This window comes from Streptomyces sp. NPDC005899 (genome assembly GCF_040629645.1).
Taxonomy (GTDB): Bacteria; Actinomycetota; Actinomycetes; order Streptomycetales; family Streptomycetaceae; genus Streptomyces.
The window spans coordinates 1-14,418 of sequence record NZ_JBEXWB010000003.1 but is presented as its reverse complement, the minus strand read 5'-3'; the positions used below and the strand labels follow the sequence as shown (position 1 = coordinate 14,418).

The 14,418-nt window shown below is 69.8% G+C and carries 15 protein-coding genes and 1 tRNA gene; 13 read left to right on the top strand and 3 right to left on the bottom strand.

From position 1 onward, the window contains the following. The first annotated feature begins 9 nt into the window (after positions 1 to 9). From ABZ371_RS00705 to ABZ371_RS00665, 9 genes are all read left to right on the top strand, one after another. Positions 10 to 546 carry a hypothetical protein gene (locus ABZ371_RS00705; protein WP_358672406.1) on the top strand — a complete coding sequence of 179 codons (537 nt, stop codon included), beginning with the start codon at positions 10 to 12 and terminating at the stop codon, positions 544 to 546. A gap of 109 nt (positions 547 to 655) precedes the next feature. After that, positions 656 to 4,366: a hypothetical protein gene (locus ABZ371_RS00700; RefSeq protein WP_358672405.1), complete on the top strand. Its 3,711-nt coding sequence runs from the start codon at positions 656 to 658 to the stop codon at positions 4,364 to 4,366. A gap of 102 nt (positions 4,367 to 4,468) precedes the next feature. Further along, a complete protein-coding gene (locus ABZ371_RS00695; RefSeq protein ID WP_358672404.1) occupies positions 4,469 to 6,814 on the top strand; it encodes a LamG domain-containing protein in 2,346 nt (781 codons plus the stop codon). A gap of 11 nt (positions 6,815 to 6,825) precedes the next feature. Continuing rightward, entirely contained in the window at positions 6,826 to 7,284 is a 459-nt protein-coding gene (locus tag ABZ371_RS00690) for a hypothetical protein (RefSeq protein WP_358672403.1), read from the top strand. After that, on the top strand, positions 7,281 to 7,778 hold the full coding sequence (locus tag ABZ371_RS00685) for a hypothetical protein (protein ID WP_358672402.1): 498 nt from the start codon (positions 7,281 to 7,283) through the stop codon (positions 7,776 to 7,778). The genes ABZ371_RS00690 and ABZ371_RS00685 overlap by 4 nt, the downstream gene beginning before the upstream one ends. Before the next feature lie 62 nt (positions 7,779 to 7,840). Continuing rightward, positions 7,841 to 8,644 carry an N-acetylmuramoyl-L-alanine amidase gene (locus ABZ371_RS00680; protein WP_358672401.1) on the top strand — a complete coding sequence of 268 codons (804 nt, stop codon included), beginning with the start codon at positions 7,841 to 7,843 and terminating at the stop codon, positions 8,642 to 8,644. Next, positions 8,641 to 8,844 carry a hypothetical protein gene (locus ABZ371_RS00675; RefSeq protein WP_358672400.1) on the top strand — a complete coding sequence of 68 codons (204 nt, stop codon included), beginning with the start codon at positions 8,641 to 8,643 and terminating at the stop codon, positions 8,842 to 8,844. Before ABZ371_RS00680 ends, ABZ371_RS00675 begins: the two co-directional genes overlap by 4 nt. Next, positions 8,844 to 9,287 carry a hypothetical protein gene (locus ABZ371_RS00670; protein WP_358672399.1) on the top strand — a complete coding sequence of 148 codons (444 nt, stop codon included), beginning with the start codon at positions 8,844 to 8,846 and terminating at the stop codon, positions 9,285 to 9,287. The genes ABZ371_RS00675 and ABZ371_RS00670 overlap by 1 nt, the downstream gene beginning before the upstream one ends. Then, positions 9,284 to 9,652 carry a hypothetical protein gene (locus ABZ371_RS00665; RefSeq protein ID WP_358672398.1) on the top strand — a complete coding sequence of 123 codons (369 nt, stop codon included), beginning with the start codon at positions 9,284 to 9,286 and terminating at the stop codon, positions 9,650 to 9,652. The genes ABZ371_RS00670 and ABZ371_RS00665 overlap by 4 nt, the downstream gene beginning before the upstream one ends. A gap of 70 nt (positions 9,653 to 9,722) precedes the next feature. Here the strand turns inward: ABZ371_RS00665 and ABZ371_RS00660 are convergent, their stop codons facing one another. Next, positions 9,723 to 9,959: a winged helix-turn-helix domain-containing protein gene (locus ABZ371_RS00660; RefSeq protein ID WP_358672397.1), complete on the bottom strand. Its 237-nt coding sequence runs from the start codon at positions 9,957 to 9,959 to the stop codon at positions 9,723 to 9,725. Positions 9,960 to 10,109: 150 nt separating this feature from the next. On the opposite strand from ABZ371_RS00660, the gene ABZ371_RS00655 reads away from it, so the two are divergent. Then, positions 10,110 to 10,304: a hypothetical protein gene (locus tag ABZ371_RS00655; protein ID WP_358672396.1), complete on the top strand. Its 195-nt coding sequence runs from the start codon at positions 10,110 to 10,112 to the stop codon at positions 10,302 to 10,304. A gap of 205 nt (positions 10,305 to 10,509) precedes the next feature. Here the strand turns inward: ABZ371_RS00655 and ABZ371_RS00650 are convergent, their stop codons facing one another. Both ABZ371_RS00650 and ABZ371_RS00645 read right to left on the bottom strand, forming a co-directional pair. After that, on the bottom strand, positions 10,510 to 10,749 hold the full coding sequence (locus tag ABZ371_RS00650) for a helix-turn-helix transcriptional regulator (protein ID WP_358672395.1): 240 nt from the start codon (positions 10,747 to 10,749) through the stop codon (positions 10,510 to 10,512). Between the two features lie 521 nt (positions 10,750 to 11,270). Next, a tRNA-Val gene (locus tag ABZ371_RS00645) sits at positions 11,271 to 11,345 on the bottom strand. Between the two features lie 268 nt (positions 11,346 to 11,613). On the opposite strand from ABZ371_RS00645, the gene ABZ371_RS00640 reads away from it, so the two are divergent. The 3 genes from ABZ371_RS00640 to ABZ371_RS00630 all read left to right on the top strand — a co-directional run bounded on the left by ABZ371_RS00640 (position 11,614) and on the right by ABZ371_RS00630 (position 14,351). Then, positions 11,614 to 12,390: a DUF4097 family beta strand repeat-containing protein gene (locus ABZ371_RS00640; RefSeq protein ID WP_358672394.1), complete on the top strand. Its 777-nt coding sequence runs from the start codon at positions 11,614 to 11,616 to the stop codon at positions 12,388 to 12,390. Between the two features lie 71 nt (positions 12,391 to 12,461). Beyond that, positions 12,462 to 13,832: a hypothetical protein gene (locus ABZ371_RS00635; protein ID WP_358672393.1), complete on the top strand. Its 1,371-nt coding sequence runs from the start codon at positions 12,462 to 12,464 to the stop codon at positions 13,830 to 13,832. Between the two features lie 294 nt (positions 13,833 to 14,126). Continuing rightward, positions 14,127 to 14,351: a zinc ribbon domain-containing protein gene (locus ABZ371_RS00630; protein WP_358672392.1), complete on the top strand. Its 225-nt coding sequence runs from the start codon at positions 14,127 to 14,129 to the stop codon at positions 14,349 to 14,351. The last annotated feature ends 67 nt before the right edge of the window (positions 14,352 to 14,418 follow it).

The window sequence follows — 14,418 nt, the reverse complement described above, 5'->3', positions numbered from 1 at the left end:
GAGCATCCCTTGATCATCGTCTACACCCCTGCCGGTGGAGAGCCTGAGGAGTACGACGCCCGGACGCTCCTCGCGTCGGAGGCGTCGATCGTGGCGCGGACCGTCGACATGAAGTGGCCGGCCGTCAAGGAGGGGCTGACCGAGGAAGATCTCGACGCGATGCGCGCCGTGGTCTGGGTGCTGCGTAAGCGCCACGCCCCGACGCTGCGGTTCGGCGATTTCGACCCGGGCGTGGACGAGATGGTCACCCGGTACGACAAGACCGAGGTCGAGGCGTGGGTGGACGGAGCGTTCGGGCTGCTGGGTGTCGACCCTGAGCTGACTGTCGACGCGGTCACTCAGGCGCTGCGTGAGGTGCCGAATGCCGCAGCTGACGCGGATCACGCGAGGGCCTACATCGACAAGTGCCAGGCCGAGGCGGCCGAGGGAAAAGGCTCCGCGCCGGCCGCCGCTCCGACGGCGGCCGCACCCGCGCGGACGAAATCTGCGAAGAAGACGTCGCCGTCCTCCGCACCGAGTACCTCGGACTCTTCGCCCACCTCCTGAACATGCCGCCCCACGTCGTCGACCGGCAGCTCGTCGACGACTTCTACGTGCTCGTCTGCTGGCTGGATGCCCACCAGCGAGCCCAGCAGCAATCCGGAGGTGAGTGATCGTGGCAACTCGCCTGACGTTCCTGCTCGACGGCCGTGACCAGATCTCCCGGGTCCTGGACCAGATCGGCGACAACGCCAACCGGCTCGGTCGCCGGATGCTGATCGCGTCGATCGATGGTGACGCGGCCATGCGTCGGTTCGGGAACAGCACCACGCAGCGCATGGCCTCGATGCAGCGGGACACGAACCTCGGGGCAAGGGCACTCAAGGAGCTCAAGGGTGCGCTGATCAGCCTGGCGCCGGCCGCAATTCCGATGGCTGCGTCTCTGGCACCGATCGCCCCGGCCGCCGGCGCGGCCGCTGTCGCTGTTGCTGCGTTCGGTGTGGCGCTGGGCCCGCAGGTCGCCGCGATGGTCGAGGCGGCGCAAGCGGAGAAGAAGTACACCGACGAGGTCAAGAAGTCAGGCGCGACGTCCGAGGCTGCGATCACCGCACAGCTGGAGTACGTGCGGAGCCTCGCGGACATGCCCCCGGCCACGCGGCGCGCGGCGGCCGAGCTGTCGGTGCTGAAGGACGAGTACAAGGCGTGGTCGGCCAGCCTCGCCGAGGACACGATGGGCCCCGTCATCAAGAGCCTGGCGCTGTTCAACGCCGCGCTGCCCGCGACGACGGGGCTGGTCAAGGGCACGTCCCGTGAGCTCGACCGGATGCTGACGATCCTCGCCGGGGGCATGGCGTCCCCCGGCCTGGACGGCCTGAACCGGCGGTTCACCGAATTCGCGACGGGCACCTTGGCGCGGGTGAACTCGGCCCTGGTCCGGCTGATGCAGAACACCGACACCGGCAAGGTCGGCGGCGGGGTGTCCGAGTTCATGGCCTACGCCAAGGCGCAGGGCCCGGCCGTCGCGGACACCCTGCGGACCGTGGGCACCGCCTTGATGAACCTCCTGGAGGGTGCTTCCGGCGTCGGCGTCGGCATGCTCCAGGTTGTCAACGGGCTGGCCGGGATCGTGGCCGCTGTCCCCCCGGACGCGATCGCCACCATGCTCCAGCTCGCTATCGCCATCAAGGCGATGAAGCTCGCGGCCCTGGGATTGGCCGCAGCAAGGACGGCGGTGGCCGCGTTCGGTGTGCAGCTGCTCGCGATGCAGACGGCCGCTGCTGCGGCACCGGGCCGTATGGCTGCGGTCACCGCGGCGTGGGGTGCCATGTCTCGCGGTGCCCGGCTGGCCGCTGCGGGTACGGGTGTGGGGCTGCTCGTCATCACGATGATGGAGCTGTCGCAGGTCGGGAAGGAAGCGCCGGCGGACATCGACAAGATGACGTCGTCTCTGGGCCAGTTCGCCCAGTCGGGCAAGGTCGCCGGGGAAGCCGCGCGTGTCTTCGGCAAGGACATGGGCAGCCTCCTGAAGTCGCTCAATGTCCTCGCGGCCGGCTCCCGGTCGGCTGACGACTTCTTCAAGGCGTGGGAAAAGAACCCGGGCTCGGTGCGGGGCATGAAGAAGGAGGTCGAGGCGCTCGACAAGAGCCTCGCCTCTATGGTGTCCAGCGGCAAGGGTGACCTCGCGGCGGCGGCCCTGTCCCGTATCAAGGGGCAGATGACCGCGGCGGGCATGTCGACGTCCGGGCTGAACAGCAAGCTCACCGAGTACCAGGACGCGCTCGCCGGTGCGGCCTTCGAGCAGCAGCTCATCGAGCAGTCCATGGGCCTGTTCGGTGCGCAGGCGACCGCTGTGCAGCAGAAGCTCGACGCACAGAAGGCGTCCGCGGATGGGCTCAGGCAGGCGATCCAGGCTCTTAGCAACGTGCAGCGTGCCGGCCTCAGCGGGATGATCGGGTTCGAGGCATCGATCGATGCGGCCACCACAGCGATCAAGGGGCACGAGTCCGCGCTGTCGCTCACGGGCGGAAAGCTGAACCTCAACTCGGAGAAGTCGCGGGAGGCTGCGACCGCGCTGAACGACCTCGCGGCCAAGACGGATGAGGCGGCGGCGCAGGCCCGGGAGTCGGGCGCTTCGTGGGAGACGGTCAACGGGATCTATGCCCGGGGCCGTGCCGCGCTGATCCGGTCGGCCGACGCCATGGGCCTGAACCGCACCGAGGCCGCGGCCCTCGCGGATCAGATCCTGCGGACGCCGGACAAGACGGCGAAGCTCAAGGGCAACATCGAGGATCTGGAGGGCAAGCTCGCCACGGCGAAGGCGAAGCTGGCGCGGGTCCCGGACTCGCGGCGGGCGAAGGTGCGGGCGGAGATCTCCGACCTGCAAAACAAGATCGCGCAAGCGCAAGGCGCCCTCGCAAACCTGCGGGACCGGTCCGTCACGATCACCACCCGGTACGTGGTGGTCGGGGATGCGAGCGCGGCCCGCAAGGCCGGGTCCTACGGCGCGCAGTTGAAGTACGCGGACGGTGGCCTGGTCGGCTATCCGGGCGGCGGCATGGTGCGGGGCCCGGGCACGGGAACGTCCGACAGCATCGTGGCCCGGGTCTCGAACAACGAGTACGTCGTCAAGGCGAAGTCCGTGGCGAAGTACGGCGTCGCGTTCATGAACGCGATCAACGAGGGCCGGCTCGGGATGGCCTCCACTGTGAGCGGTGCGGGCGGTGACATGGCCGGTGCCGGGGCCGAGGCAGGCCGTGGTCTCCAGGTCGGACTGCGCGCGTCAGCGGCCGGGGTGGACGGTGCGGCCCGGGGTATGGCGTCCGCGGTGACGGCCGGTGTCCGGGCGGAGCTGGAGATTGCGTCGCCGTCGAAGAAGATGCGCGCCCTGATGAAGGACGTGGGGAAGGGCCTGGTCCTCGGTCTGACCGGCGAGAAGTCGAAGATCTCCGCTACGGCGAAGGATCTGGTGGCGGACATCTGGGCGGCGTGGAAGGGCGTCAAGACGACCAAGGACAGCCACCTGGTCGCGATGGTCACCCGGGACACGAGGAAGCTGCAAACTCTGGCGACTGCGCGGGACAAGATCACCGCGCAGCTGGCGCAAGCCCGCGAGTTCGCGGCCAGCGTGCAGAACCAGGCACGTGGCGAAGCGGGCCTGTCGTCGCTGGGTGAGGAATCGCTGACCGCAGGCGGGGGCGGCGTCCTGGCCGGCCTCAAGGGCAAGCTCGCCGTGATGCAGCAGTTCACCCGCTACATCGACCTGCTCCGGAAGAAGGGCCTGCGCGGCGACCTGCTGAAGCAGATCATCGAGATGGGGCCGGAGGCCGGGCACGCCTACGCGTCGACTCTGACGGGTGCGAGCAAGGGCACCATCGCGGCGCTGAACGCCACACAGGACGCGATCAATAAGCAGTCCAGCAAGCTGGGTTCCGTCTCGGCGGACGCCCTCTATGACGCGGGCAAGCAGGCCGGGAAGGGGATCCTGACGGGACTGGCGTCGCAGCAGAAGGCGATCGAAGACCAGATGATGAAGATCGCCAAGGCGATGCAGAAGGCTATCCGCAAGGCGCTGGGCATTTCGTCACCTGCGAAGAAGCTGATCCCGGATGGGGTCAACAGCGCCCGAGGCCTGGCCGTCGGCCTGGTCGAGGGCATTCCCTACATCGACCGGGCGCTCGGTGCGGTCACTAACCGAATCGCGGCCGCGCGCCCGGTCATCGGCCGGCCCGCAGTCGTAGGGACCGGCGCCGGTGGGGTGGTCTACCACATTCCGATCACCATCGGAAATGCCATGGACCCGGTGGCAGTGGCGCGCGAGTTCCAGAAGGTCTTGGTCAGGTACGGCCGTGCGCAGGGCGCCACGGTCAACTTCAGCGTGGGGAGGTAGCCGGTGCCGGTCTTGGTGGAGATGGGGTGGGGCGGGCTCGTTCAGGCCCCGTGGTCGATCACGTGGACGGACATCACCCCCCGCGTCGACATGATCCAAGGAGTGGCCATTACCCGGGGGGCGTCGGATGAGCTGTCCGAAACGCAGCCGGGCACGGCCACCATGACCCTGGACAACGCGGACGGTGCGCTCACCCCGGGCAATCCCAACAGCCCGTACCACCCCTACGTCCGGCGCAACGCCCCGATCCGGGTCAGCGCAGCGGTCATGCCGACCCGATCGGGTCCGGCGCCGTGGCCGCTATCGCAGATGGGCGACCCATTCGACGGGCCGGCGATCGACGCCGCGCTCTGGACGAACCGCTACGGCGGGTCGACGATCGTGAACGGGCGGCTGCGAATCCCGCTGTCCCCGGGGGGCTCGGCCGGCGTGCAGTCAGCCCGGTCGTGGACCCTGCCCGGCGCGTCGGTGTGCGCCCGCATGACAACCGCCCCGAAGGCGAACGGCAGCTCGGCCGCTCTGTCGCACTTCATCCTCGACGGGACGACGAGCGGCACGCGGCTGGGCTTCCAACTCAACGTGGTCACACAGACGTTGCGGTGCGTGAACTTCGTGTCGTTCTTCGACGCGACACCGGTCGACCTGCCGTACTCGGGGATCGATCACCTGTGGCTGCGGATTCGGGAGTCATCCGGAACGGTGTACTGGGAGACCAGCCCGGACGGCTGGGACTGGACGGTACGCCGCTCCCTGGCCACACCCGGCTGGGCGGCCACGCAGCAGCTCATCATGACGCTGAGCACCTCACGGACCGGCGGTACCGGGGACGTCGCGGAATGGGATCTCGTCGGCGCCCAGGTCTACCCCCGCTTCTACGGCATGGTCAACGAGTGGCCGATCACATGGGAGGGTCTCCTCAGCAAGGTCACCATCTCGGCGACGGACCTGTTCAAGCGCCTCAACCGGCTGCCCGAGCTACGGTCGATGCTCGGCATGGAAGTATTGACTGTCGACACCACGACCGGGATGTACAGCTTCCCCGCCGCCTACTACCCGCTGTCCGAGCCTGCCGAGTCGACGACCGCCGGATCGGTCGCCGGCTCCGGGGTCGGTGCCCTCGCGATCACTCAGGTCGGGGTGGGCGGTCTGCTCGAATTCGGCGGCGAGGGCGTCCCCGAGACGGGAGAGCCCGCACCCACATTCAGCCCGGTGTCCGCCTCGGCCGGCCGGTACCTCGTCGGGGACCTCGGTCCGCAGATGGTCGAGGACTCCACCTCGTGGCTGGCGCACATTCAGGTCTGGATCAAGACGGCTGCGGTCAGCCAAGCAATCTGCGGCATCACCGATTCGAACCTGGACTTCCAGCTCGTCCTCGCTTTGAGCTCGGCAGGAAAGCTGACGGTGGAGGCCGGTAACCCGCTCGTCGTCACGACGACAACCAGCGCGAACCTGGCCGACGACGTGTGGCACCACATCGTCTACGACGGGTCGGCGAAGCGCGTCTACGTCGACGGGGTAGCCGTCGGCGGGACGCTGCCCACCCCGACGACACAGGACACCCGCACCCTGTACGTGGGCGGCTACCGCGGCGGCCGGCTGTGGACCGGGCAGATCGCCCACCTGTCCCTGCACCTGGCCACCGGTCCGTGCGGCTCGGTGTACGCCGCGTCCTACAACGCGATCACCGGGTTCTCCGGGGAATCGGCGGACACGCGGGTCGAGCGCCTCGCCCGGTACGCCGGCCTGCCCTCGGTCACCGTCCTGGGATCCACCCACGACCCGGTCGCCAGCCAAGGGCCTGGCGGTGCCAGCGTGGTGTCCCGGCTCCGGGAGGTCGAGGCGACGGAGTCGGGGCGCCTGTATGCGGAGCGCGATTTCTACGGGCTGGCCTACCAGTCCCGTGACCTGCGCTACAACCCGTCCCCCTTGTCCGAGGTGTTCGCCATCGCCTACGCCGACCTGGAGCCGGGCATCGAGCTGGCCGACGATGACCAGAAGCTGGTCAACGAGGTGCAGGCGTCGCGCCCGGGCGGGGCGACACAGACGGTGACCGCCCCCTCGTCCGTACTCGCTTTCGGGTCGTACCCGCAGCAGCTGACCCTGCTGAAGATGACGGACAACAGCGTGACGGACGCCGCGTACTGGCTGGTGTCCCGCTACGCCAACCCCGGCCCCGAGCTGCGGGAAGTCCCGATCGAGGCGTACACCATGCCGACCTATCAGGACATCCTCGATGCGGACATCAGCTCCTTCTTCACCGTGTACGACCTGCCCGCGCAGGCACCCGCCACGGAGCTACAGGCCACGGTCGAGGGCTACACCGAGACGCTCCGAGACGTCGGCCACCACATCACGTTCCGCACCTCGGCCAGCAGCACCGACTCCGTGTGGATCCTGGGCGACCCCCTGTACTCCCAGCTCGACTACACCACCCGCCTCGCCTACTGAACGGACCACCCATGCCACCAGCCCTGCCCGCCGACATCGTGCGCGCGGAAACGTACTACTTGCCCCCGCCGCCGCGGCGCGGCCAGACGCCTCAGGACTGGTCGCAGGTTCCTGGGGCGGAGCTCATCTACAAGTGGGCCGAGTACCGCCTGGCCCGCCGCCTCACCGTCCCCACCGAATCGGTGCCTGACCACCCGGGCCTGTACGCGCGGATCGATGACGGACGCTGGCTCGCCGAGTGCGACGCCTGCGGTGCCGCGTGGATCGTGTCCGTCGCCGACCCCCGCTTCGGGTGCGTGGAGTGCCGGCGCGACTGGGTGCCGCTCATCGTCCCCGAGGACACCGCAGCCGCCGAGGCCGAAGCGCTGGCTCTCGACCGCCGGTTCTGGTGGCACCCCGACGACCCGAGGAACCCGACCCGCACCGAACCGCTGCCCGCCGACCTGACACCCGACGAGGAGCCGGTATGACGTTCGGCCCCCGCACCTGGAACACCGGTGAGACCGTCACTGCGGCCTTGCTGAACACGGAGATTCGGGACCAGCTGGCGAGCATGTTCGACGCGTGGACTGCGTACACCCCGGTATGGGGTGCGGCCACCACCGCCCCGAACATCGGGGATGGTGTCCTCACCGGCCGGTACTTGAAGATCGGGCGCCGGGTCGAGCTGGTCATCAAGCAGACGATGGGGGCGACCACGACCTACGGGTCCGGCGCCTACACGTGGACGATTCCGTTCCTGTCCGCGAACCAGGGCGTTGACTACCTCGGATCGTCCCGCCTGGTCGGCGCGTCCGCATGGCACGGGCAGTGCGTCCTGTCCGGGAACGCGTCCGTCATGTCGCCGGTATTCCCCGCCAATGCCAGCTCTACCCTGTCGACCACCCTGACCGGGACCACCCCGAAAACCCTGTTGAACGGGGACGTGCTGCGCATGCACATCACCTACCAGTCAGCGGCCTGACCAGCCCACACCGCCCGCCCCGGGTCGGCCGACCCGGGGCTCTTGCATGTCTGGAGACGCACATGGCCTGGTATCCGGGCGCCAAGAAGTACGAGCTGCAACCGGAGAGCGACAGCCAGCCGGCCATCCGGCCGACGCAGTTCATCGTGCACAGCATCATCGCCCCGTGGACCGCGAAGCGGACCTATGAGTACTGGCGGGACTCCACGAACCTGGAGTCCCACTTCGGTCTCAGCTACGAGGGTGACCTGGGGCAGTTCATCGGGACCGAGACGCGGGCGGACGCCAACTACCAGGCGAACCGGCGAAGCGACGGGACTGGCGCGGTGAGCATCGAGACCGCATCGAACACGAAGGGCACCGACCCGTGGACCGACGCCCAGGTCGAGGAGCTCATCAAGCTCGGGGTGTGGCTGCACCAGCGGCACAGCATCCCGCTGCGGATCTGCCGGACCCACTCCGATCCGGGGTTCGGATACCACCGGCTGCACTCCCAGTGGGCCGCGTCGGGCACCTCGTGCCCGGGTGATGCCCGGGTGAAGCAGTTCAAGGAGCGCGTGTTCCCCGGGATCGTCGCCCGCGCCAACGGCAAGACCACCCCCACCACCACACCCCCGAAGCAGGAGGAACCTGACGTGGCTCTGACCACTGCGCAGGATGCCCGGCTGGCCCGGGTCGAGAAGAAGCTCGAAGAGCTCGCCGACGCCGCCGCAGCCGCCCCGTGGACGTACCGCAATCCCACCCAGGACGCGGCGTCGAAGAAGGGCGGCCGCCGGATCCCGGACATGCACGGCCGGATCGAGCAGCTCCAGTCCACCCTCGACGCGCTCACCGTGGCCGTCGCCGAACTCAAGGAGTCCCGATGAAGATCTCCGCCATGGCCAAGTCCCTCGTCGCGGGTCTCGCGGCCGGGGCCACGGCCGCTGTGACCGCGGTGCAGGACCAGGTGCTCACCACCGGGGAGACGGTCACGATCGTCCTCGCCGTGCTCGGCGCCTGGGGCATCACCTACGCCGTGCCCAACCGCCCGGCCACCGACCGGGTTGTCCCCGGCCAGGGCATCTGATGCCGGCGGCGGTCCGGTGGCTGCGGCAGCACCTGGGCCGCCGCGGGCAGATCCTCCTCATCCTCGGCATCGGCAAGATCTGCTGGGGCGTCGGGTTCATCGTCACCCCGCAGCAGGACCCGTCCGGGCTGGAACTCCTGACCGAGCGATGCGGCCTCGCCTCGTGGGCGTGGCTCTGGATCGTGGCCGGTGCGGTCACGGCGTCGTGCGCGTTCCTACGCATCGGCCGGGACTGGGCCGGGTTCTACGCCGCACTGGTACCGCCGTCCGTGTGGGCGGTCGCGTATCTCTTCGCCGTCCTCACCGGCGACTACGCCCGCGGCGGGTTCGTGGCCGCGTGGTACCTCACCTCGCACGTTGGGGTTATCTGTTGGGCCAGCACGGTGCCGGAGTACTCCGTCCCCCCACCGCCGCGCCGGGCCCGGAAAGGCAAGGCCCCGTGAGCATCACGGAAGTGATCGGGTTGGTGGGTGCGGCGGGCGGCATCCTCGGCGGCGGCGGGTTCTTCGTGGCTCGGGCGACAGTGCGCGCGGCACGGGTGACCGCAGCCGCGCAGGAAGCGATTGCCCGGATGACGACGGAGCCGCAGGCAGATGCCCAGAAGTTCGCTGTGCTCCAGGCAACGGTGACCCGGGTCGACGAGGAGAACGGGCAGCTGCGGGGCCGGCAGGCCCGGTTCGATTCGCTGCTGGGTGGGTTCTCCCGGACGGTAAACCGGCTGATCTACCGCATGGAACGGGCGGGGATACCGCCCGAGCCCGAGGACATCGACGAGCTGGTACGTGAGTACATGCGCACCGGCGCCTGACCCGAGACAACGAGCGCCCCCTGTCCTGGCCTTCGCGGCCGGGGCGGGGGGCGCTTCGTCGTGCCCGGGGTCAGGCGTCTGGCCGGGCGACGAAGCTGCCCAGTCCGGGCTCGGTGTAGATCAGCCCCTCCTCGCGCAGCGCCCGGTGCACCTTCTGCCCGGTGGCCGCAGCGATCCCGAACTCGGCCTGCAACTGGAGCACGGACGGGATCCGGGTCCGCGGCGGGTAGGTGCCGTCAGCGATCCGGGCCCGGATCACCTCGGCCACCTGGCGCCATCGTGGCTGGTCAGGCACGAACTCGATCATGCGTCCACGCTGGCATGGCATGCCGTGTCACGCGAGACGTGGCATACCTAGCACGCCGTAGCATGGTGGGACTACGCTGCACGGATACGAAGAACCCCCGCGGCCGCGTCACCGGCCCGGGGGTGCGGACGACACCTTGGGAGCGTCGCCATGTCGAAGACTACTGCCGCCAACCGCGTGTTCACAGAGCCCGGCTACGGCTGGTGCCACTGGCACAAGGGGACGTCGGGCACCGCCGTTCTCATCAACGTGGTGGAGCAGGCGTCCGGGCCTGGGTACCGGCAGTACGCCTGCGCCCCGTGCCGGGAGCAGCGGGGCCTGGTCCCGTACGGGACGAAGCGGTGACCACCGCCCCGGCGAAGGGCGCCCTGACTGCGGCGTGCCGGATCGGCGAGCACCGCGAGTGCCCCGGCCCGCACACCACCCGCCGGCCGGGCGCCCCCTCGTGGGAGCGGCCGCTCGAGATATGCCGGTGTGACTGCGACTGCCACCGGCACTGAGACTCCCTGCCCGTACCCGAGGCCGGCGGCGGCCGGGGTGCGGGCAGGGGCTACGTCCGGACGAGATCGGCGAGGTCCACACCGAGGGCGTCAGCGATGAGGATGAGGGAGTCGAGGAGTGCGGCGCTGTGCCCCTGCTCGATGCGGTTGTACGTGGCCCTGTCCATCCCGGTGCGTAACGCAACCCGTTCCTGGGTGAGGCCGGCGGTGATGCGGGCGGTACGGATGCGGTCTCCGATGGCCCGGCGGCGGGTGAGTACCCAATCGGGCGGGGGGACGGAGCGTGGCACTCCACCACGCTCTGCCCTTCAAGATCGAATGTATGTAGGGCAGAACCTACACCTTGTGGATCATGGCCCTGGCACGTCAATCTGAACGGCCGCACCCGACAGGGTCGGCATCTAAGCGGTGCAGAGGTGTTCGCGTGTCCACCTCATTGCGCCGTTAGGCGGCATGACTCAGTCAAGACGCCCCGCCCCGCACGCTTCTGCGCGCGGGGCGGTTTACGTTGGACAGCAGAAGGCCCCCACCGACATAACCGGTGGGGGCCCTCGCTTCTGTGGAGCCAGGCCTCCCCGCTTGGTCACCACAGATCATCGGACGGCGCGTGTCAGGCGCGTGTGGGGAGTCACGCCTGCCCCGTCCGCCCTTGCACTCTACGTGTCTAGGCCACGGAGTCCATCCCTCGAACGAGTGACGGACGACAACGATTCTGTGGCGATGTGGCCTCTATGTGGCCTCGATCATGGAAACGGCCTCCCGATCCGGGTGGATCGAGAGGCCGAAACAGGCTCTCACCTGCGACTATCCGTGGTGGGCGCGGACGGTTTCGAACCGCCGACATCTGCTTTGTAAGAGCAGCGCTCTACCCCTGAGCTACGCACCCGTGGATGAAGGAACAGGTTACATGGCTCCCGGACCCCGCCCGTAATCCAGTCCCAGGCCGGCCCAGGCCAGGACCCCGTGCGTGTCCTGCCCGCTGCGGCCGCAACCCGGGCCGCAAGGGACGGCCGGGGTGGGTGCCGAGGTCTGGCGGGGGCGGTAGGGGGGATATCCCCACCCCGGAGACGGTAGCCGTCCGGATCGTCGCGGAGGGTGGTGCGTACCTACGGTGGGGGCACATCGACGGCGCGCAGCAGGGGGACTCGATCACCATGACCATCCGTAACCGCAACCGCAACAAGGCACTCGTGGCCGCCGGGGGCATCCTCCTTCTCGTCGCCGGGCTCAGCGGGTGCGGAGGTGCGGATGTGGACGACGCTCCGGTCGAGCACAAGTCGTTCGCCTTCGCCGGGAAGACCCTGACCATCGATGCCGAGAACTCGACGCTGGACCTCGAGCCCGCCGATGTGGACGAGATCGAGGTGACCCGCCAGGTCGACGGGTGGGTCCTGTTCGGCAGCGGTCCCGACCCGGTGTGGAAGCTGGAGGGCGACAAGCTGACACTCCGCGTGAAGTGCAGTGCGATGATCAGCGACTGCGGCTCGCACCATCGGGTCAAGGTGCCTCGTGACCTGGCCCTCAACGTCGACGGCTCCAACGGCCAGGTCACCGCCTCCGGCTTCACCGCCCCGCTGACCCTCGCGTCCAGCAACGGGCAGGTGCTCGTGCGTGACTCCGAGGGGCCGCTGGACCTGGAGAGCGACAACGGCTCCGTCGTGGCCGAGCGGGTCTCCGGGGACTCCGTGATCGCACGGTCGAGCAACGGGTCCATCGACCTCGCCTTCGATCGCGTGCCCAAGCTGGTGGACACCGTCAGCGACAACGGGAGTGTCCACATCGACCTGCCGCCGGGCAAGCGGGCGTACGCCGTGTCCGCGTCGGCCGACAACGGGAGCGTCTCCGTGGACGTGCCCCGCAGCGACTCCAGCCCGCACGTGGTGAAGGCCCGCAGCGACAACGGGGAAGTCACTGTCCGAAGTGCGAACTAATCGACCCGTGTGTTCGTCCTTACCGGGTGGGAGAATGAACCGGGCGGGGCGGATCGGCACGGGAGAGGGATGTGACGGCGACACACACGCGGCCGAAGGCGAAAGCGAGTGGCAGTTGCGCCGTCAAGGACGTCCTGGTGCTGATGCTGCTGCCGGTGCCGCTGATCGCCGCCGCGCTCCCCGCCGCCTTCGCGGGCGGGGGCACCCGGCGTTGGTTCGGGGGCCGCGGGGAGAGCCAGCGGGCCGACGCCCAGGCGGCGAAGGACGCGGCCGCCGAGGCCTTCTACGAGCTGGACACGGCTCAGCGGGATCTCAAGATCTCGATCGAGACGATCATCGCCGTGGACAGTTCACCGCGCGCCCGCCAGGCGGTGGAGGACTTCGCCGCGCTGGGGCGGCGCATCGACGAGGTGAGCCACGGGTACATCACCGCCGTCGACGCCCATGACCTGGACCATGACGACCTGGAGCCGTCGGCCGCCGCCGGCGCGCGGACGCAGCTGACCCGGGCGAAGGACGAGCTGGTACGGGTGAAGGGCGAGCTCGACCGGTTCGCCCAAGGGCTGGGGCCACTGCTGGGCAGTGCGGAGACCCAGCTCGCCCGGCTCGCCCCCGCCGTCGAGCGCGCCCGGCAGGCGCTGCTCGCGGCGAGCAACGCCCTGGACGCGGTGCGGGCCTCCGGTCTGCGCGCGGATGACCTCGCGGCCCGGCTCGCGACCCTGGCCCCGGAGCTGACCAAGCTCAACGAAGGCGCCGGGCGCCACGGTGTCGCGGAGACCCTGCAGCGGGCGGACAGGGTGCTGCGGGACGCCGAGGCGGTGCGGGCGGAGGCCGACCGGCTACCGGAGCGGGCAGCCGAGATCGACCGCAGGCTGGTCTCACTGCGCACACGGGCCCAGGCGCTGACGACCCGCGCCGGGAAGGTGGAGCCGGTCCTCAGCGAGCTGCGGCGCCGCTTCTCCGCCGCCTGCTGGCAGGATCTGCAGCCCGTCCCCGATCAGGCGGCGGTCAATCTCCGCCAGGCCGAGGAGAAGTTGGCGGAGGCCGCCGCGGCACGTGCCGAGCAGCGGTGGCCCGACGCGACGGCCCGGTTGAGCACGGTCCGGGCCCTGCTCAACGCGACCGACGAGGCGGTGTCCGCCGCCGGTGACCGGTTGCGGCGGCTGGACGCGGTGGCCAAGGACCCGCAGGCGGAGATCGACCGCACCCGGTTCGCCATCCGCGATGCCCAGCGTCTCGCCATGGCGGGACGTAACACGCCCGATCCCCGCCACGCCCGCCCGCTGGACGACTCGGTCGCCCGCCTGGACCGCGCGATCGCCGGGCTGGAGGGCCGCCACCCCGACTACTGGCACTTCCTCACCGAGACCAAGGCGGTGCGGCAGTCGGTGACCCGGGTGGTCTCCGCGATACGCGAGGAGCTGGGCAGCGGCAGCAGCTGACGGCTCGGTGCTGCGGCAGCAGCCGACGGCTCGGTGCTGCGGCAGCAGCCGACGGCTCGGTCCGGCAGCAGCCGACGGCTCGGTCCGGCAGCAGGAGAGGCTGCCATGCGCCCCCGGGGCGATGACTGGGCGGTGACTGCCACAAGCATCGGTGCGGCGGCACCTGGCTGCGGCTGAGAACTGCGGCACGGCCGGCGGCAGAGCAGCCGGCCGATCCCGGAAATCCGAGCCGTCCCCGCGGCAGGTATCCCGGGGAGGAGGGACTGGCCGGGGGCGAGGCTCTAACCTGGGGCCATGCCTCGTTACGAGTACCGCTGCCGCCCCTGCGGCGAGACGTTCGAAGTCAGCCGTCCCATGGCCGAGTCCTCGGCCCCTGCCTCCTGCCCGTCCGGTCACGAGGACACCGTGAAGCTGCTCTCCACCGTGGCTGTCGGCGGGTCCTCCGGTTCCGCGTCCGCGCCCGCTCCGGCGGCCGGTGGTGGAGGCGGGGGTTGCTGCGGTGGTGGCTGCTGCGGCTGACCAGGCGGCGCGTCCGTGGCCACCGACGCGCTCCTCGCCACGGACGCACGCCGCATGCCGAACGGCA